Origin of the sequence: Streptomyces sp. NPDC057428 (assembly GCF_042803195.1) — a bacterium.
In the GTDB taxonomy this organism is placed as follows: domain Bacteria; phylum Actinomycetota; class Actinomycetes; order Streptomycetales; family Streptomycetaceae; genus Streptomyces.
In genome coordinates this window covers 39747-57549 of sequence record NZ_JBHVCT010000001.1, presented here as the reverse complement: position 1 = coordinate 57549, position 17803 = coordinate 39747, and the positions used below count along the sequence as shown (strand labels likewise).

Genomic DNA, 17803 nt, shown 5'->3' with positions numbered 1-17803 from the left:
GGCAGAGAGGAAAGGATCCGTCGATGGCCCTGTTCAAGAAGCGCACGGTGGGCAAACCGGGCGAATGGTTCTACTGCCTGGAGCACAAGAAGGTCGAGGAAGGGCCCGAGTGCCCGGCCAAGGACCGCTTCGGCCCGTACACCTCCCGCGAGGAGGCGCAGCACGCGATGGACACGGCGCGGGAGCGGAACCTCGAGTGGGAGAACGACCCGAAGTGGCACGACCGCACGGGAGAGGCCCCGGACGAGAGGCCCTAGCTAGGGCAGGACGCCCGGCTCCGCGGCAGGCAGCGCGGGCTTTGTGCCGGGCAGCTCCTCGGCCGGCACGGCACCCGCCGCCCGCCTGCGGTGCGCGTCCTCGTCCGTCGCGGAGTCGTAGGTGAGGAGCTTCGGCAGCGCCACAGCCAGCAGTGCCACCGAGGCGGCACACGCCACCCCGCCCGTCCCCACCGCGGAGCGGGCCCCCGTCCAGCCGGCCATCGCGCCGGCCCGGACCTGCCCCAGCTGAGGGCCGACACTGTACGAGAGCACCTCGATCCCGGCGAGCCGCCCCCGCAGCTCGTCCGGGATCGTCTGGTTCCAGATGGTCGACCGGCCGAGCCCGCTGAGCATGTCGCCCGCTCCCGCGACGGCGAGGCAGACCAGGACCAGCCAGATGTTCTGGAACCAGCCGGCCGCCGCGATGGCGAGTCCCCAGCCGGCCGCGCCGCCCACGACGAACAGCCCGTGCCGGCGAACGCGTGAGGTCCAGCCGCTGGTCAGCCCCAGTGCGAGCGAGCCAACCGATCCGGCGGCGTACATCAGCCCCAGGGCCCACTCGACGTCCAGGTCGTCCGCGAGGAAGGGGAATACCGCGTTCGGGAAGGCGAAGAACATCGCGGCGAGGTCGATCGCGTACGTCCCGAGCAGCACCGGGCGGCTCCACGCGTAGCGCGCGCCTTCGGCGATCCCGCGCAAGGACGGCTTGTCGGCGTCATGGGCCGGCGGCGCGGGCGAGAGCCGCAGGCACAGCAGTACCGAGACGGCGAACGTGACGACGGTGAAGGCATAGGCGGTGGCATGCCCCGCGTAGGCGACCACCACCCCGGCCAGCGAGGGTCCGGCGATGGCGCCGACCTGCCAGCGCAGCGAGTTGAGCGCGGCAGCCGCGGTCTGCTGGTCGTGCGGCACGATCCTGGCCATCAGGGAGTCCAGGGCCGGCCGCTGCAGCCCGGCCAGCGCGGACACCCCGCCCGCCACCACGTAAAGCGGCCAGAGCGCGGGTTCCGGGGCGAGCGCGTTGACCAGCAGGACCACGGCGAGCAGCCCGAGCCCCGCCTCGGTGCCCAGGATGACCCTGCGGCGGTCGGCGGAATCGGCCAGTGCCCCGCCGTACAGCCCGAAGACGACCAGCGGCACGAGCTCCACAGCTCCCATCGCCCCTACGGCGAGCGGCGAGCCGGTGAGGTGCTTGATCTGCAGCGGCAGCGCGATCAGGGCCATGAAGCTGCCGAAGTAGGTCACCAGTCCCTGGACCCACAGCAGCCGGAAGTCGGCGGAGGAACGCCAGGGGGAGAGGTCGGGCAGCAGGCGGGAGGTCACGAGGGATCATGGTCCGTCCCCGGGCTCGCTGCGGCAACCTGTTTTCACCACCGGGCCGGCGGGGGAGCCGTCAGCTGGTCGGCCAGCCGGGACATCCGGTCCCGGAACGACCTCCGGCCGCGCGGGGTGACCGCCACGTTCTCCCCGGCCGCCGCGCTCACCAGATGCTGCATCGTGTCGAGGTCCACCTCGTCCTCGACCGAGACGGTCAGCGCCTCGTGGGCGAGGCCCCGCACCTCCGGGTCGCCGCCGTCCAGCGAGAGCACGGTCGCCCCCGCCCGGCGCGCGTCGTGCACGCGCTCCAGCAGTCCGGCGTCCGGCCGCGCGGGCGCGACCAGGAGCAGCGTCTCGCCGCGCCCGGCCGCCTCGATCCGGCCGAGTCCGACGGCCAGGTGCGCGGGATCGTCCGGCTCCACCCGGTGGCGTACGAGCGTGGGCCTGAGCTGGGGCAGCCCGGACCACGTCGACTCGTCCGCGAGGTGAGCGGCCATGTGCCACGGCTCGTAGACCTCGGTCCCCACGAGCAGCAGACCGCCACGCCGGGGGACCACCGAAGACCGCAGCGCGCGGGCGAACACCCGGGCGGCCGAGGGCCATTGCGTCCCGGCGAGTACCTCGCGCAGCAGGGCGACACGTACCGCGTCCATGGTCCGGAATCATGCACGCCGAAGGGTGCGGGGTGTCGGCCGAACGCGGTAATCCACCCGGACGGGGCGTCGCGGCCCGTCGGCGGTGCCACGTCGTGGAGGTGGCCCGGGTGACGGTTCCCGGCCCGCTACCTGGCAGTAGGGTCGGCGCCATGACTACGAATGACAGTGGCAGCGCCCCCAAGCCCCCCGCCAAGGACCCGTGGGACCTTCCCGACGTGTCCGGCCTGACGGTCGGTGTGCTCGGCGGGACCGGCCCCCAGGGCCGCGGACTCGCCTACCGCTTCGCCCGCGCCGGGCAGAAGGTGGTCATCGGCTCACGCGCCGCCGACCGCGCGGAGGCCGCCGCAGCCGAACTGGGCCTCGGTGTCGAGGGTGCGGACAACGCGGAGTGCGTGCGCCGCAGCGATGTCGTGATCGTCGCCGTACCGTGGGACGGCCACGCCGGGACGCTCGAGTCCCTGCGCGAGGAGCTCGCCGGGAAGCTCGTCGTCGACTGCGTCAACCCGCTGGGTTTCGACAAGAAGGGTGCCTACGCACTGAAGCCCGAGGAGGGCAGCGCCGCCGAGCAGGCGGCCGCCCTCCTGCCGGACTCCCGGGTCACCGCGGCCTTCCACCACCTGTCGGCGGTGCTGCTCCAGGACGAGACGATCGAGGAGATCGACACCGACGTCATGGTGCTGGGCGAGGCCCGCGCCGACACCGACACCGTGCAGGCGCTCGCGAGCCGTATCCCCGGCATGCGCGGGGTCTTCGCCGGCCGGCTGCGCAACGCGCACCAGGTCGAGTCCCTGGTGGCGAACCTGATCTCCGTCAACCGCCGCTACAAGGCACACGCGGGCCTGCGCACCACCGACGTGTGAGCCCGCGCCGGAGCCGAACCGGGCATGAGGGACACTGAAGGGGACCGCGCACCACCCCCGGACAGGAGCACCAGCCCTCATGCCCCGCCTCGCTCTCTACTCCCTGGCCGTCTGCGTCCTCGCCGTCGCCGCGGCCGTGGTCGCCTTCGTCCAGGGCAGTTTCCTCGGCATCGTCTGGGTGCTGCTGGCCGGCCTCTCGTCGAACATGACCTGGTTCTACCTGCGCAAGCACAAGGCGGAGGCCCGCGCCCGGGCCGCCGGCTGACCGTGCACGAGGCCGTCAGCGGATCATCGCGCAGCCCGGGTCCTGGCCGCCGAACCACTCCTGCCAGAAGCGGTAGGCGTCGAGGCCGCAGTAGGTCTCGACCTCGCTCACTCCCAGGCCCCGCAGCAGTGCGTCCACCGCGTCGAAGAAGACCCCGTTGACCTCGGGGATCCACAGGAGGGCGAAGACGGCGATCAGCCCGAAGGGCGCGAACGGCTCCACCTGGCGCCGGATGCCGTGGGACAGCCAGGGCTCGATCACGCCGTAGCCGTCGAGACCGGGCACCGGCAGGAAGTTCAGGATCGCCGCCGTCACCTGGAGCAGCGCGAGGAACGCCAGCGCGAGCCGGAAGGAGAGCGGGACGCCGTCCAGGGCGTCCAGCCAGAACGGCGCCGTGCAGACGACGGCGAACAGGACGTTCGTCAGCGGGCCGGCTGCCGAGATCAGGCTGTGCCTCCAACGCCCGCTGATCCGCCCCCGCTCGATGTAGACCGCCCCGCCCGGCAGGCCGATGCCGCCCATGATGACGAAGAGCACGGGCAGCACGATGCTCAGCAGGGCGTGGGTGTACTTGAGCGGGTTGAGGGTCAGGTAGCCCTTCGCCCCGATCGAGATGTCGCCGCTGTGGAGCGCGGTGCGCGCGTGGGCGTACTCGTGGAGACAGAGCGAGACGATCCAGGCAGCCGTGACGAACAGGAAGACGGCGAAGCCGGTCTGCTCGGCGAAATCGGTCCACACCGCCCAGCCCGAGACGGCCGTGACGGCGACGATCCCGAGGAAGATCGGACTGACCCGCCGGTCGCTGGGACGACGGAACGCGGTGGTCATCGAAGCACTCCTGAGCGCTGGGCCGCGACTGCGCGGCACGGGACGGGCCCCCGACCTTACGGGTGACACGGCGGGAACGTCCCGCAGCCAGGTGGTAGTTCCACGGGGACCACGGCCGTCACGGACAATGGGCGCGTGCACTACGGCATCCTCGGTACCACCCGCGCCCTCCGGGCCGACGGCACGGCCGTCAACCTCGGCGGGGCGCGGCTGCGCGCCCTGCTCACCGTGCTCGCCCTGCGCCCGGGCCGCACGGTCCCGGCCGGGACCCTCGTCGACGAGGTGTGGGACGGCGACCCGCCCGCCGACGCCGTGGGCGCACTGCAGGCACTCGTGGGCAGGCTCAGACGGGCCCTCGGCCCGGCCGCCGTCGAATCCGCGGAGAGCGGCTACCGGCTCGCCGCCGATCCCGGGTCCGTCGACCTGTACCGCTTCGAGCGGCTGGCGGGCGACGGCGCGCGGGCCGTGGAGGAGAGCGACCCGGTGAAGGCCGTCGCCGTCCTTGACGACGCCCTCGCGCTGTGGCGCGGGCCCGCGCTCGCAGACCTGCCCGACCGTGCCGTGGCGGCCGCCCGCTGGGACGCCAGACGCCTCGACGCACGCCGGATCCGTATCGAGGCCGTCCTCGCCCTGGGCCGCGCCGAGGAGGTGCTGCCGGAACTCGCCGGGCTCTGCGCCGCCCACCCGCTCGACGAACCCCTGCAGGTCCTGCGCATCAGGGCGTTGAGGGACGCCGGACGTGCCGCGCAGGCCCTTACCGCGTACGACGAGGTCCGCACCCTGTTCGCCGAACGGCTCGGCACCGATCCCGGCCCGGCACTGCGCGCCCTGCACGCGGACCTGCTGCGCCAAGGCCCGCCGGCCCCGGCCACCCGGGCCGTCACCATGCCCGTACGGCAGGGAAACCTGCGGGCCAGGCTCACGAGCTTCGTCGGGCGCGAGGCGGACATCGCCGCGTTGCGCGGCGACCTCGCCGGGTCCCGGCTGGTCACTCTCCTCGGCCCCGGAGGAGCCGGAAAGACCCGGCTCTCCCAGGAGGCCGCGGAGAGCGCCGCCGAGTCCTGGCCCGACGGCGTCTGGCTGGCCGAACTCGCCCCGGTCGACGACCCCGAAGCGGTCCCCGAAGCCGTGCTCAGCGCGCTCGGCGCACGTGAGACCGTGCTGCGGGGCGCGGGTGCCGAAGGGCTCCGCGCCGTGGAGAGGGGATCCGAAGGCGGGGCCGGCGACGCGTTCGCCCGCCTTACCGAGCACTGTTCCGGACGCCGCATGCTCCTGCTGCTCGACAACTGCGAGCACGTGATCGCGGCCGCCGCCCGACTCGCCGAACACCTGCTGGCCCGCTGCCCCGGCCTCACCGTCCTCGCGACGAGCCGTGAGCCCCTCGGCGTCCCGGGCGAGTTGCTGCGGCCCGTCGACCCGCTGCCCGACCCCATGGCCCTGCGCCTGCTCGCCGAGCGCGGCGCCGCGGCCAGGCCGGGCTTCCGGGTCGACTCCGACGCGGAGACGGCGGCGGCCTGCGCCGAGATCTGCCGGCGCCTCGACGGGCTCCCGCTCGCCATCGAACTGGCCGCGGCCCGGCTGCGGATGCTCGGCCCGCGCCAGATCGCGGACCGTCTCGACGACCGGTTCCGCCTGCTGACCAGCGGAAGCCGTACCGTACTGCCGCGCCAGCAGACCCTGCGCGCCGTCGTCGACTGGTCGTGGGACCTCCTCGACGACGACGAGCGTGCCGCACTGCGCAGGATGTCGGTGTTCGCGGGAGGATGCGACCTCGCCGCGGCGGAGGAGGTCTGCTGCCTGCCCGGGGCGGCGCCGGCCGACGCCCGTGACGTCGCGCTGCTCCTCGGTTCCCTGGTCGACAAGTCCCTGGTGGTCGCCGCCCCGGGCGACGACGGCGACATGCGCTACCGGCTCCTGGAGACCGTGGCCGAATACGCAACGGAGCGCCTCGGTGAGGCGGGAGAGCGGTCCGCCGCCGAACGCCGGCACCTCGTCCATTACCGGGAACTGGCCCGCACCACCGACCCGGAACTCCGTGGCCCCCGCCAACTGGCGGCGATCCAGAGGTTCGAGCGCGAGTACGAGAACCTGCGCACCGCGCTGCGCCGAGCGACGGCCGCGCGTGACGAGCACGAAGCGCTCTGCCTCGTGCTGTCCCTCGCCTGGTACTGGCAGATGCGTGACCTGCGCGCCGACGCCCGGCACTGGTCCGAGGCCGTCGGCGCCCTCAGCCCCGACCCCTTCGGTGAGTCCGCCGAGCCCGTACCCTCCCTGTTCGAGCGCTGCACGGACCGGCCACCGCCGATGGAGGCCGAGCGTCTGAAGGAGGCGCGGCGCGGAGTGCGGCTGGTCGAGCTGGCCAGCCTGGACCACACGGCGGACGACTGGACGGCCGACGAAGGCCAGGCGCGGCTGCGGGTGATCGCCCGTACCTACCGGGTGGGCCAGCCGCAGACCTGCCGGATGCCGGGTGCCCTCTGGCTGTTCGCCGTCATATTCACCGGCGAGCCCGACCAGTTGCGTCACCTCACGAACGAGACGGTGCGCGCCTGCCGGGAGTTCGGATTCGAGTGGGAGCTCGCCGCCGCCCTCCAGCTTCGGGCCAACGTGCTGGCCAACCGGCCCGAATGGACGGGCGAGGCCAGGCAGGACGCGGACGAGAGCCTGGACATCTTCCTCCGCATCGGTGACGTCTGGGGCGTCGCGGAGGCGTACTCCTCCCGCGGCGAGGCCAACGAGCGGGCGGGCCGCAACGAGGCGGCTGCCGAGGACTTCCTCGCCGCGGTCGGCTACGCGGAGCAGCTCGGCGCGCCGTCACAGGTGGCGCTGCTACGGGCCCGGTACGCCTCCGCGCTCTGCGAGACCGGCCGGCCGGAGGAGGGGGAAGGCATCCTGCGCGAGGTGCTCGCGGAGAGCCGCACCCTGGGGAACGAGGCCCGGCCCGCCGCCCGGCTCTACCTCTCCCAGCTGCTGGGCCGGACCGGCCGCGTCGCAGAGGCGCGGGAGCAGCTCATACTGCTGCGCGCCGAGTTCGGCTCGGAGACGGTGGCGATCTTCGACGGCTTCGTCGTGGGCCTGCTCGCCTGGCTGGACAACGTCGAGGGCCGTCACGCCGAAGCGCTGGCCGGGGCCCTGCGCGCGCTGGGCAGCTCGCGGAGCTCGATGGCGCTGATGGTGGCGCCACAGATGACCTCCGCCCATCTGGTCACCCTCGCCCGGGCCGTCGCCGGGCTGGGAGGTGAGCACAGCGGCCGGGATTCGGCGATGCTGCTCGGCCTCCAGGCGGCGCTGCTGCCGAAGGGGCACGTACCGGCCTCGACGGAGCGTCAGAACCTGGCCGACGCGGAGCTCGTCGTCAGGGCGCTGCTGGTGGACGAGTCCGCCTACGAGGCCGCGTACGCCGAAGGCGGCGGCCTCCTTCTGGAGGAGGCCACCGCCCTGGTGCGCGCGTACGGGAACGAGTAGGCGTCAGGACGTCTTGCGGAACTTCGACACCGCGAGCGGCGCCATCACACCGGTGATGACCACGGTCCAGCCGAGCGTCACCCACACCGAGTGGGCGAGCGGGCCGCCCATCATGAGGGCGCGGGCGGCGTCGGCCAGGTTGGACAGCGGGTTGTAGTCGGTGAACGTCTGGAGCCATCCGGGCATCGTTCCGGTCGGGGCGAAGATGGAGGACCCGAACTGGAGCGGCATCAGCACGAGTATCCCCATCCCCTGGACCGACTGAGCGGTCTTCATGGTCAGTCCGAGCAGGATGAAGATCCACATGATCGCGGCGCCGAAGGTGGCCGAGAGTGCGATGGCCCCGATCATCCCGAGCACCGACTCCTGAAGCTCCATGCCGAGCGCGAAGCCCATGCCCAGCAGGATCAGCGTGGCGACCATCATCCGGCCGAGCTCGACCACGATCTTCGCGATGAGCACCGAGGAGCGGGCGATCGGCATCGTGCGGAACCGGTCCATGACCCCCTTGCGGAAGTCGTCGTTGACACCCGAACCGACCGCCATGGCGATGTTCATGCCCATCATCGCCATCAGGCCCGGGATCAGGTAGTTGAGGTACTCCTGCCTGCCGCCGCCCATGCTGCCGCCCACCGAGCCGCCGAAGACGTACACGAACAGCAGCGTGAAGATGACCGGCATCAGGAGTGCGTCGAACATCGACTCCGGATCCTTCTTGATCTGGAGCAGGTTGCGCCGCACCAGTGCCCCGATGTGGCGCAGGTTGTTCCGCAGCCCGATCCGGCCCTCGTCGTGGAGCTCCGCGGCCGGTGCGGACGCGGGGGTACCGGTGGGGGTGGGCGTCAGAGTCGTCGTGCTCATGCCGCGACCTCCTGGGGGATCGAGTCGGTGACGGTGGCCTTGTCGCCCGTGATGGCGAGGAACACCTCGTCCAGGCTGGGCAGCGCGGTGGCGACGTGGGCGAGGGAGAACCCGCGGGTGCCGAGCAGGCCGATCACGGCGGTCAGCTGCTCGTCGCTGAGGATCGGCACGTACAGCAGCCCTTCGTCCGGGACCCCCTGGGCGCCTGCGACGCCGTCGAGCCCGGCATCCCGTACCGCCTGTGCCATCGCGGCCAGTTCGGCGGGGTCGGAGGGCCGGATCTGCAAGGTGCGGCCGCCGACCTTGGCCTTGAGCTCGTCCACCCCGCCCCGGGCGATGATCTTTCCGCGGTCGATGACGGTGAGTTCACTTGCGAGCTGTTCCGCCTCTTCCATGTACTGCGTGGTGAGGAGCACGGTCGCTCCCTCCGCCACCATCCGCTGCACCTCGTCCCAGACCTCGTTGCGGGTACGCGGGTCGAGACCGGTCGTCGGCTCGTCCAGGTAGAGGACGGCCGGGCTGCCGATCATGGATGCGGCCAGGTCCAGCCGGCGCCGCATGCCGCCGGAGTAGTCCATCGCGGCCTTCCTGGCCGCGTCGGTGAGCGAGAAGCGCTCCAGCAGTTCGTCGGCGCGGGAGCGGGCCTTCTTGCGCGGCAGGTCGAGCAGCCGGCCGATCATGTAGAGGTTCTCCCAGCCGGACAGCTTCTCGTCCACCGAGGCGTACTGCCCGGTCAGGCCGATGGTCCGGCGCAGCTGGCGGGGCTGCGTCACCACGTCGTAGCCCGCCACGACCGCGTGCCCGGCGTCGGGCAGGATCAGGGTGGACAGAGAGCGTACGAGGGTGGTCTTGCCTGCGCCGTTGGGCCCGAGGACGCCGAGGACGGTGCCCTCGCGTACGTCGAGGTCCACCCCGTCCAGCGCCTTGGTCGTGCCGTAGTGCTTGACCAGCCCCCGTACCTCGACGGCGTTCGCGCCGCCCCTGAGGTTCTTGTCGTGTCGCTTCATGGACACATGACACCAGCCCGCACCGACAAGTCACCGACATGTCGCCGACAGCGGGCCCACCGAAGGCGACAGCCCGCCGATGGGGGGAAGTCGGCGGGCTGTCGGTGGTGCGGCAGTGGTCGGCGGGGCGTCAGTGGAAGGTGTGCTCCGCCGCCGGGAACGTACCGCCGACGACCTCTTCGGCGTACTCCTTGGCGGCGTCGGCGAGCACCTTGCGCAGGTTCGCGTACTGCTTGGTGAAGCGCGGCACCTTGCCGCCGGTCAGTCCGACCATGTCGGTGTAGACCAGCACCTGGGCGTCCGTGTCGGGCCCGGCGCCGATGCCGACGGTCGGGATGTGGAGCGTACGGGTGACCTCGGCGGCCAGCTCGGCCGGTACGAGCTCGAGGACGACGGCGAACGCGCCCGCGTCCTGCACCGCCTTGGCGTCGCGCAGGAGCTGCTGGGCGGCCTCCTCGCCGCGGCCCTGCACCCGGTAGCCCATGGAGTTGACGGACTGAGGCGTCAGGCCGATGTGGCCCATGACGGGGATCCCGGCCTCGACCAGGAGGCGGATCTGCTCGTGCGAGCGCTCGCCGCCCTCCAGCTTGACCGCGCCGACGCCGGCGTCCTTGATCAGCCGGGTGGCGTTGCGCAGGGCCTGGACCGGGCCCTCCTGGTACGACCCGAAGGGCAGGTCCGCGACGATGAGGGCGCGCTTGGTGCCCCGCACGACCGCGGCGGAGAGGATGGCCATCTCGTCCATGGTGACGGGCACCGTGGTCTCGTAACCGAGGTGGACGTTGCCCATGGAGTCGCCGACGAGCATGACCGGGATGCCGGCGTCGTCGAAGACGGACGCGGTCATCGCGTCGTAGGCGGTGAGCATCGGCCACTTCTCGCCCCGCTCGGTGGCGGCGGCGATGTCGTGGACGGTGATGCGGCGGGTGCTCGCGCCCCCGTACAGCGCCTTTCCGGCGCCGGGGGTGGGACTCGCGGGGGGTGTGGCGGACTGGTTCTGCGCAGCCTGAAGCGACATGGCCAACGGCTCCTTCGTCATCTCGTGGCGCCCTGACGGCGTCCCCGGATCCCTTCCATGGTGGCATCCCGCGGCCGTTCCCGGGAAGTGGGCCCACCGGGCCACCGGGAACAGTGCGTGTCGGCCGGGTAAATTCTTTCCAATACGAGACGGTCTCGTATTGGAAATCGGCTAGAGTCCTGCCATGTCCATACCGTCCGGCGCCCCTGCCGCCGCGCCCCGTGTCCCCGAAGCGGTCCACCGCCGCCGCTGGGCCATCCTCGGCGTCCTCATGTTCAGCCTGCTCATCGTCGTTCTGGACAACTCGATCCTGAACGTCGCGGTCAAGACGATCGCCAGCCCCGCGCCGACCGGTATCGGCGCCACCCAGAGCGAGCTCGAGTGGGCCATCAACTCCTACACGCTCGTCTTCGCCGGGCTGCTCTTCACCGCCGGGCTGCTCGGCGACCGCATCGGCCGCAAGAAGGTCCTGCTCGCCGGCATCCTGGTCTTCGGCACCGGCTCCGGCCTGGCCGCGCTCTCCACCTCACCAGGCGAGCTCATCACCTGGCGTGCGCTGATGGGCTTCGGTGCGGCGTTCGTGATGCCGGCCACCCTCGCCGTCCTGATGAACGTCTTCGAGCGCGACGAGCAGCCCAAGGCCATCGGCATCTGGGCCGGCGGCGTCGGGCTCGGCATCGCCATCGGCCCGATCACCGGCGGGGTGCTCCTGGAGCACTTCTGGTGGGGCTCGATCTTCCTGGTCAACGTGCCCGTGGTGATCGTCGCCCTGATCGCCATGGCCCTGCTCGTCCCCGACTCCCGCGACCCGAACCCCGGCCGGGTCGACCCGCTCGGGGTCGTCCTGTCCATCGTGGGCCTGGTCCTGCTGGTGTACGGCATCATCCGCGGCGGCGAACTCGCCTCCTTCACCGATGTCACCGTCCTCGTTCCGCTGATCGGCGGCCTGCTGGTCCTGACGGGCTTCGTCTGGCACGAGAAGCGCAGCAGTCACCCGTCCATCGACATCTCCTACTTCCGCAAGCCCGCCTTCTCGGCCGCCGTCGCGGCCATCGCGCTGGTCTTCTTCGCGCTGATGGGCGTCACGTTCTTCTCCGCCTTCTACCTGCAGAGCGTGCGCGGGTACTCCGCGCTGGAGTCCGGTCTGCTGATCCTGCCGCTCGCCGTCGCGCAGATGATCTTCGCGCCGCGCGCCCGCCTGGTCGTCGACCGCTTCGGCGCCCGCGCCGTCTGCACCGTCGGCATGCTCCTGGTCGCCGCAGGTCTCGCGGCCTTCGCCCTCTTCGAGGCGGACACCCCGCTCTGGATGCTGTGCCTGGTCTTCTTCGTCCAGGGAACGGGCATGGCCCACATCATGCCGCCGGTCACCGTCGCGGTGATGCAGGCGCTGCCACGGGAGCGGGCCGGTTCCGGCTCCGCCATCAACAACACGTTCCGCCAGGTCGGCGGGGCGCTGGGCATCGCCGTGCTCGGCTCGGTGCTCTCCACGGTCTACCGCAGCGACATGGAGGGGCATCTCGGCGGCGTACCGGCCGGTGCGCGGGACGCCGCGGGGGAGTCCATCGAGGCGACCCTGGGCGTCGCGGAGAAGCTCGGCCCGGCAGGCAGGCCGCTGATCGCCGCGGCGCACGACGCGTTCATCGGCGCGATGCACGTCACCGCTCTCGGCTCCGCGGCCGTCGCCCTGGTCGGCGCGGCCGTCGTGGCCGCCTTCCTGCCCGGCAGGCCGCCGGCCGTCGCGCCCGTGGCCGGCGAGGAGCGGGTGCTGCAGTCCTGATCTCCCGCCGGCCGGCGGTCGCTGAGCGTCCGCCGGTCGGCGAGAATCGAGACTGACGGTCAAGAGCGAACGGCGGAACGGCGCAGCGAGAGGCGGCCCACGTGCGGCAGGCGGCACAGAACCCGGGGCAGGACCCGGAGCGGGACGGGCCCCAGGACCCGTCCGCCCCCAGCCCGGCCCCGGAGGTCCGCCGCGGCCGCCCACGCAGCGCGGCCGTGGAGCGGGCCATCCTGGACGCCGTCGTGGAGCTCCTGGAGGCGGGCGAGACGCTGGACGGCCTGTCCATCGAGCGGATCGCCCGCACCGCCGGCGTCGGCAAGGCCACCATCTACCGCCGTTGGAGCGGCAAGGAGGAGATCTTCGTCGACGTCCTGCGCGACATCGAGCCCGCCGAGCCCACCGTCTCCGGCACCGCGGGCCTCGACGACCTGCGGGTGCTTCTGGAATCGATGCGTACGCGCGGTCTCGCCCAGCGCTCCTCGACCCTCCTGCACAACGTGTTCGTGCAGATGAAGAAGCACCCCAGGCTGTGGACCGAGTACCAGAGCACCGTCATCGCGCCGCGCCGCGCCGCCATGCTGGCCGCCGTGCGGCGGGCCGTGGACGCGGGGGAACTCCGCGGCGACCTCGACGTGGACTTCATGGACGACCTGTTCCTTGGCCCCATGCTCGTACGCACCGTCCACCGTCCCGACGCGCCCCTGCCGGAGGACCTCGCGGACCGCATCATCCTGATCCTTCTCCAAGGGCTCGCGCCCAGGCCGGCGAATCCGCAGGTCACGGGCGCCGGGGCGGCGGCGGCCGCAATGTGATCGTTCTGTCATAAGCCGTACGGGCCGGAACCCGCCGCACCGCTACCGTCGTCCTGATGGCAGTACGGCCGTCGTCGGCGGCACGAATGGCGTCACCCATCGCCTAGGGTCGTGAGGCGCGGTGATGTGTACGGCAAGGCAGTGAGGACGAGCGCGATGGTGCAGGCGTACAAGGCGGACACCGAGAGCCCCGGCGCGGGTTCGCAGCCGGTCTCCCGTTTCGGGGCGCTGCGCAGATTCGCGTCGGACCCCGGCATCTGGCGACGGGGCATCATTCTCGCGCTCTGCTCGGTCGTCCTGACGCTCGTGTTGGTCCTCCACGCCGACATCCCCAACACCGTCGGCAACCTGGGCAGTCTCATCGAGACCTTCCTGCCCTGGTTCGGCCTCATGGTGCCGGTGCTGCTGGCCTTCGGCCTGCTCCGGCGCTCGGCCACGGCGGTGATCGCGCTGGTCCTGCCCGTCGCGGTCTGGCTCAATCTCTTCGGCGGCCTGCTGTTCAGCGACAAGTCGGGCTCCGGGGGCGACCTCACCGTCGCGACGCACAACGTCAACGCGGGCAACCCCGACCCCGCTGGAACCGCCCGGCAGGTCGCCCGCTCGGGCGCGGACGTGGTCGCCCTGCAGGAACTGCCCAGCGGCAAGGTGTCGGCCTACGAGGACGCGCTCGCCGAACGCTACCCGCACCACTCCGTGCAGGGCACCGTAGGACTGTGGAGCAAGTACCCGGTGTCGGAGTCCAGGCCCGTCGACATCAAGCTCGGCTGGACCCGCGCGATGCGCGCCACGGTCACCACGCCCGAAGGCCCGGTGAAGGTCTACGTCGCCCACCTGCCCTCCGTGCGGGTCAAGCTCAACGCGGGCTTCACGGCCAATCAGCGCGACGCCAGCGCGGACGCGCTCGGCGAGGCGATCGCCCACGAACCCGTGGAACGGGTCGTCCTGCTCGGAGACCTGAACGGCACGATGAACGACCGCTCGCTGCACGCGGTCACCTCCCAGATGCGCTCCACACAGGGCGCCGCCGGCGACGGATTCGGCTTCAGCTGGCCGGCCTCCTTCCCGATGGCGCGGATCGACCAGATCATGGTCAGGGGGGTCGAACCCCTCGCGTCCTGGACCCTCCCCGCCACGGCCAGCGATCACCTCCCCATCGCCGCCCGCGTCGAGTTGTGAGTGCCGCGCCCTGACGACGGGTACGCCCGCGTTCGCTCGTGACCCAAAGGCCGCCCGCACGGCCGAACTGCGCCTGCGCACAAGGAGACCGGGCCGCCGGCGGGGGTTTCCACGGCGTGTGCGGCCCGCCGAGTGATGCCCACATCACACCTCGGCGCAACGGGTCGTTCACCTCCAGGCACGAAACGTCTGAGAGACTTTGTTCCGACGGGATACATAATCCGTCCCGGCAACGAAGCCGACGCTCCCGCCACCACGCCGCCGCCTCCCGCACTCCACGGACCGGGTGGCCACCCCCGAAAGGTCCCCACCATGCCCCTGGCCCTGCTCGCCCTCGCTGTGAGCGCCTTCGGCATCGGCACCACCGAGTTCGTGATGATGGGCCTGCTGCCCAACGTCGCGGACGATCTGGGAACGTCCGTCCCCACCGCCGGCTACCTCGTCTCGGCGTACGCGATCGGCGTCGTCCTCGGTGCCCCCCTGCTCACCGGTCTCGGCTCCCGGATCCCGCGCAAGCGGATGCTCCTGCTGCTGATGGCCGTCTTCACCGTCGGCAACGCCGCCTCCGCGTTCGCGCCCGACTTCGGCTGGCTCATGGCCGGCCGGTTCCTGGCGGGGCTGCCGCACGGTGCGTTCTTCGGCGTCGGCGCCGTCGTCGCCGCCCGCCTCGTGCCGGACGGGCGGCAGGCCCGCGCCGTCGCCACGATGTTCCTGGGGCTGACCGTCGCCAACATCATCGGTGTGCCGGCGGCGACCCTGCTCGGGCAGCACCTCGGCTGGCGCGCGACCTTCATCGTGGTCGCGCTGATCGGCCTCGGCGCCATGGCCGCGCTCGCCCGTCTCGTCCCGCGGATCCCCGTCGATGCGCACCAGAACGTCCGCCGCGAGCTCAGCGCGCTGGGCAACCGGCAGGTGCTGCTCGGCCTGCTCACCGCGGTCCTGGGCTTCGCGGGTGTCTTCGCCGTCTACTCCTACCTGTCCTCGATGACGACCGAGGCGATGGGCTTCGGCGAGTCCTCGGTCACGCTGGTGCTCGCGCTCTTCGGTATCGGGATGACCCTGGGCGCCCTCGCGGCCGGACCGCTGACCGACCGGGCGCTGCGGCCCACCCTGTACGGCTCGCTGGGTGCCCTGGCCGTCGTCCTCGTCGTCTTCCCCTTCGCGGCCCACGTGCAGTGGGCGGCGCTGGTCATGGTGGTGCTGCTCGGCGGCATCGGCTTCATGACCACCACGCCGCTGCAGATGCTCGTGATGAACAAGGCCAAGGACGCGCCCACGCTTGCCTCGGCCTCCAACCACTCCGCCTTCAACCTCGCCAACGCCGGTGGGGCCTGGCTCGGCGGTGTGGCCATCGCGGCGGGCTGGGGCTGGACCTCCCCGGCCTTCGTCGGTGCCGTCCTGGCGGTCGCCGGCCTCGGGGTGGCGGCCACGGCCGGTTTCCTCGACCGCACCCCCGGCGAGTCCCGGGTGGTGGCCTCCGGCGCCTTCGCCGCCGAGACCGGGGTGCGCGAGACGGCCGGGGCGCGCGCCTCCGGGGCCTGAGTGCCTGTCGGGTGACCTCTGATCGGTCGGACACCCGACAGGCGCTGAGCGACGCGAGGCTTCACGCCCTTCGGTCCACAGGCCCGCGCACCCGGTGTCACCCGAAACCGGTGCGCGGGTGTGCGTGTCAGCTCGACTCGCGCCACTTGTTGGTGATCGGGAGCCTGCGGTCCTTGCCGAAGCCCTTCGGTGAGATCTTCGTGCCCGGCGGGTACTGCCGGCGCTTGTACTCCGCCGTGTCCACCATCCGCAGCGTCCTCGTCACCAGGGCGTCGTCGAACCCGGCCGCCACGATCGCGTCCCTGCCCTGGTCCCGGTCGACGTACATCTCCAGGATCCGGTCCAGTACGTCGTAGTCCGGCAGCGAGTCCGTGTCCACCTGGCCCGGGCGCAGTTCGGCGCTCGGCGGCTTGGTGATCGAGGCCTCGGGGATCGGCGGGACCTGCCCGCGCTCCTCGGCGGCCCGGTTGCGCCACCTCGCCAGGCGGAAGACCGACGTCTTGTACACGTCCTTGATCGGTCCGTAGGCACCGACCGAGTCCCCGTACAGGGTGGAATAACCCACCGCAAGCTCGGACTTGTTGCCCGGGGCCAGCACGATCTGGCCCTCCTGGTTGGACAGGGCCATCAGCATCGTGCCGCGCAGCCGCGACTGGAGGTTCTCCTCGGCCAGGCCGGTGAGTGCCAGCGATCCCATGTAGGCGTCGAACATCGGCTCGATCGGTACGGTGCGGAAGTTGAGCCCCGTACGCCGGGCGAGTTCGGCGGCGTCGCCCTTGGAGTGCTCCGAGGAGTACTTCGACGGCATCGAGACTCCGTACACGTGCGCGGCGCCGAGCGCGTCGCAGGCGATCGCCGCGACCAGCGCCGAGTCGATACCGCCGGAGAGCCCGATCAGCACGCTGCTGAAACCGTTCTTCGCAGCGTACGCGCGCAGTCCCACGACCAGCGCCGAGTACAGCTCCTCGTCGTCGTCCAGCCGTTCGGCGTAGCCGCCTGTCAGCTCGGCCTCGTAGGAGGGGAGCGGCTCCTCGCTCAGCACCACGTGGTCGATCCGCAGTCCGTCGGCGACGGTCCCCGACGGCGCCCCGGCCGACGCGGCCGGGAGATCCAGGTCAAGGATGACGCTGCCCTCGGCGAACTGGGGTGCGCGGGCGATGACTTCGCCGTCCTTGTCGACGACGATCGAGTCGCCGTCGAAGACCAGCTCGTCCTGGCCGCCGATCATCGCCAGGTACGCCGTTGTGCAGCCGGCCTCCTGGGCGCGCCTGCGGACCAGTTCGAGCCGGGTGTCGTCCTTGTCCCGTTCGTACGGTGAGGCGTTGATCGACAGCAGCAGACCGGCCCCTGCTGCGCGCGCCGCCGGGACGCGGCCGCCGTCCTGCCAGAGGTCCTCGCAGATCGCGAGCGCCACGTCGATGCCGTGGACCCTCACGACGGGCATCGAGTCACCGGGTACGAAGTACCGGAACTCGTCGAACACGCCGTAGTTGGGCAGGTGGTGCTTGGCGAAGTTCAACGCGATCCGGCCGCGGTGCAGCACCGCGGCCGCGTTGCGCGGGGAACCCGCGGGCTGCCCGTAACGCACGGCTGTGTGCTCCGAGCGGTCCAGGTAGCCGACGACGACCGGCAGTTCGCCGAAACCCTCGTCGACCAGGCGGGAGGCGAGCGTGCGCAGCGCCTCCCGCGACGCCTCGACGAAGGACGAGCGCAGGGCCAGGTCCTCGACGGGGTAGCCGGTCAGCACCATCTCGGGGAACGCCACCAGGTGAGCGCCCTGCTCGGCGGCGTGGCGGGTCCAGCGGACGATCGACTCGGCGTTGCCGGAGATGTCACCGACGGTCGCGTCGATCTGGTTCAGTGCGAGACGTAGTTGAGGCACGGAACCAGTGTAATCGTCTGACTGACGCGATGTCCTGGCAAGCCGCGTCCTCGCTGCCGCGCCGCCGCGCGGAGACGAGG

General features: G+C 71.8%; 15 protein-coding genes. 8 read left to right on the top strand and 7 right to left on the bottom strand.

Annotated elements, in window-relative coordinates; translation table 11 throughout:
• Positions 1-23: 23 nt before the first annotated feature.
• A complete protein-coding gene (locus tag ACFU5K_RS00220) occupies positions 24-257 on the top strand; it encodes a hypothetical protein (protein ID WP_384054751.1) in 234 nt (77 codons plus the stop codon).
• On the opposite strand, the gene ACFU5K_RS00215 is transcribed toward ACFU5K_RS00220, so the two are convergent.
• Together ACFU5K_RS00215 and ACFU5K_RS00210 are read right to left on the bottom strand one after the other, a co-directional pair.
• Positions 258-1580, bottom strand: coding sequence for an MFS transporter (locus ACFU5K_RS00215; protein ID WP_384054748.1), 1323 nt, complete (start codon positions 1578-1580; stop codon positions 258-260). It lies immediately after the preceding gene.
• Positions 1581-1624: 44 nt separating this feature from the next.
• Positions 1625-2227, bottom strand: coding sequence for a hypothetical protein (locus tag ACFU5K_RS00210; protein WP_384054745.1), 603 nt, complete (start codon positions 2225-2227; stop codon positions 1625-1627).
• Positions 2228-2379: 152 nt separating this feature from the next.
• On the opposite strand from ACFU5K_RS00210, the gene npdG reads away from it, so the two are divergent.
• Both npdG and ACFU5K_RS00200 read left to right on the top strand, forming a co-directional pair.
• The gene (npdG, locus tag ACFU5K_RS00205; RefSeq protein ID WP_384054743.1) at positions 2380-3090 is read left to right on the top strand and encodes an NADPH-dependent F420 reductase; all 711 of its coding nucleotides are present in this window, start codon (positions 2380-2382) and stop codon (positions 3088-3090) included.
• 79 nt (positions 3091-3169) lie between these two features.
• A complete protein-coding gene (locus tag ACFU5K_RS00200; RefSeq protein ID WP_384054741.1) occupies positions 3170-3355 on the top strand; it encodes a hypothetical protein in 186 nt (61 codons plus the stop codon).
• A 15-nt stretch (positions 3356-3370) separates the two neighbouring features.
• Here the strand turns inward: ACFU5K_RS00200 and ACFU5K_RS00195 are convergent, their stop codons facing one another.
• Positions 3371-4183: a site-2 protease family protein gene (locus ACFU5K_RS00195; RefSeq protein ID WP_384054738.1), complete on the bottom strand. Its 813-nt coding sequence runs from the start codon at positions 4181-4183 to the stop codon at positions 3371-3373.
• A gap of 135 nt (positions 4184-4318) precedes the next feature.
• Between ACFU5K_RS00195 and ACFU5K_RS00190 the strand changes: the two genes are divergently transcribed.
• A complete protein-coding gene (locus tag ACFU5K_RS00190; RefSeq protein WP_384054735.1) occupies positions 4319-7648 on the top strand; it encodes a BTAD domain-containing putative transcriptional regulator in 3330 nt (1109 codons plus the stop codon).
• Between the two features lie 3 nt (positions 7649-7651).
• Here ACFU5K_RS00190 and ACFU5K_RS00185 read toward each other — a convergent pair whose 3' ends face one another.
• From ACFU5K_RS00185 to panB, 3 genes are all read right to left on the bottom strand, one after another.
• Entirely contained in the window at positions 7652-8509 is an 858-nt protein-coding gene (locus ACFU5K_RS00185; RefSeq protein ID WP_384054732.1) for an ABC transporter permease, read from the bottom strand.
• Positions 8506-9516, bottom strand: coding sequence for an ATP-binding cassette domain-containing protein (locus ACFU5K_RS00180; RefSeq protein ID WP_384054729.1), 1011 nt, complete (start codon positions 9514-9516; stop codon positions 8506-8508). The genes ACFU5K_RS00185 and ACFU5K_RS00180 overlap by 4 nt, the downstream gene beginning before the upstream one ends.
• A 130-nt stretch (positions 9517-9646) precedes the next feature.
• Positions 9647-10534 (bottom strand): 3-methyl-2-oxobutanoate hydroxymethyltransferase, encoded by an 888-nt coding sequence (gene panB / locus ACFU5K_RS00175; RefSeq protein ID WP_384054727.1) that lies wholly within the window; start codon positions 10532-10534, stop codon positions 9647-9649.
• Positions 10535-10718: 184 nt separating this feature from the next.
• Here panB and ACFU5K_RS00170 point away from each other — a divergent pair, with 184 nt between their 5' ends.
• From ACFU5K_RS00170 to ACFU5K_RS00155, 4 genes are all read left to right on the top strand, one after another.
• Entirely contained in the window at positions 10719-12311 is a 1593-nt protein-coding gene (locus tag ACFU5K_RS00170) for an MFS transporter (RefSeq protein ID WP_384054725.1), read from the top strand.
• A 101-nt stretch (positions 12312-12412) separates the two neighbouring features.
• Complete coding sequence (locus tag ACFU5K_RS00165) at positions 12413-13123, top strand: TetR/AcrR family transcriptional regulator (RefSeq protein WP_384054722.1); 711 nt, start codon at positions 12413-12415, stop codon at positions 13121-13123.
• 156 nt (positions 13124-13279) lie between these two features.
• Positions 13280-14299 carry an endonuclease/exonuclease/phosphatase family protein gene (locus tag ACFU5K_RS00160; protein ID WP_384054719.1) on the top strand — a complete coding sequence of 340 codons (1020 nt, stop codon included), beginning with the start codon at positions 13280-13282 and terminating at the stop codon, positions 14297-14299.
• Between the two features lie 312 nt (positions 14300-14611).
• Positions 14612-15841: an MFS transporter gene (locus ACFU5K_RS00155; protein ID WP_384054716.1), complete on the top strand. Its 1230-nt coding sequence runs from the start codon at positions 14612-14614 to the stop codon at positions 15839-15841.
• Between the two features lie 127 nt (positions 15842-15968).
• Here ACFU5K_RS00155 and ACFU5K_RS00150 read toward each other — a convergent pair whose 3' ends face one another.
• On the bottom strand, positions 15969-17723 hold the full coding sequence (locus tag ACFU5K_RS00150; protein ID WP_384054713.1) for an NAD+ synthase: 1755 nt from the start codon (positions 17721-17723) through the stop codon (positions 15969-15971).
• Between the last annotated feature and the right edge of the window lie 80 nt (positions 17724-17803).

Bases quoted from the DNA above. Each gene is read 5' to 3' on its own strand.
- ACFU5K_RS00220 (WP_384054751.1), top strand. From the start codon at position 24: ATGGCCCTGTTCAAGAAGCGCACGGTGGGCAAACCGGGCGAATGGTTC.
- ACFU5K_RS00210 (WP_384054745.1), bottom strand. From the start codon at position 2,227: ATGGACGCGGTACGTGTCGCCCTGCTGCGCGAGGTACTCGCCGGGACG.
- npdG (WP_384054743.1), top strand. From the start codon at position 2,380: ATGACTACGAATGACAGTGGCAGCGCCCCCAAGCCCCCCGCCAAGGAC.
- ACFU5K_RS00200 (WP_384054741.1), top strand. From the start codon at position 3,170: ATGCCCCGCCTCGCTCTCTACTCCCTGGCCGTCTGCGTCCTCGCCGTC.
- ACFU5K_RS00195 (WP_384054738.1), bottom strand. From the start codon at position 4,183: ATGACCACCGCGTTCCGTCGTCCCAGCGACCGGCGGGTCAGTCCGATC.
- ACFU5K_RS00185 (WP_384054732.1), bottom strand. From the start codon at position 8,509: ATGAGCACGACGACTCTGACGCCCACCCCCACCGGTACCCCCGCGTCC.
- ACFU5K_RS00180 (WP_384054729.1), bottom strand. From the start codon at position 9,516: ATGAAGCGACACGACAAGAACCTCAGGGGCGGCGCGAACGCCGTCGAG.
- panB (WP_384054727.1), bottom strand. From the start codon at position 10,534: ATGTCGCTTCAGGCTGCGCAGAACCAGTCCGCCACACCCCCCGCGAGT.
- ACFU5K_RS00170 (WP_384054725.1), top strand. From the start codon at position 10,719: ATGTCCATACCGTCCGGCGCCCCTGCCGCCGCGCCCCGTGTCCCCGAA.
- ACFU5K_RS00160 (WP_384054719.1), top strand. From the start codon at position 13,280: ATGGTGCAGGCGTACAAGGCGGACACCGAGAGCCCCGGCGCGGGTTCG.
- ACFU5K_RS00155 (WP_384054716.1), top strand. From the start codon at position 14,612: ATGCCCCTGGCCCTGCTCGCCCTCGCTGTGAGCGCCTTCGGCATCGGC.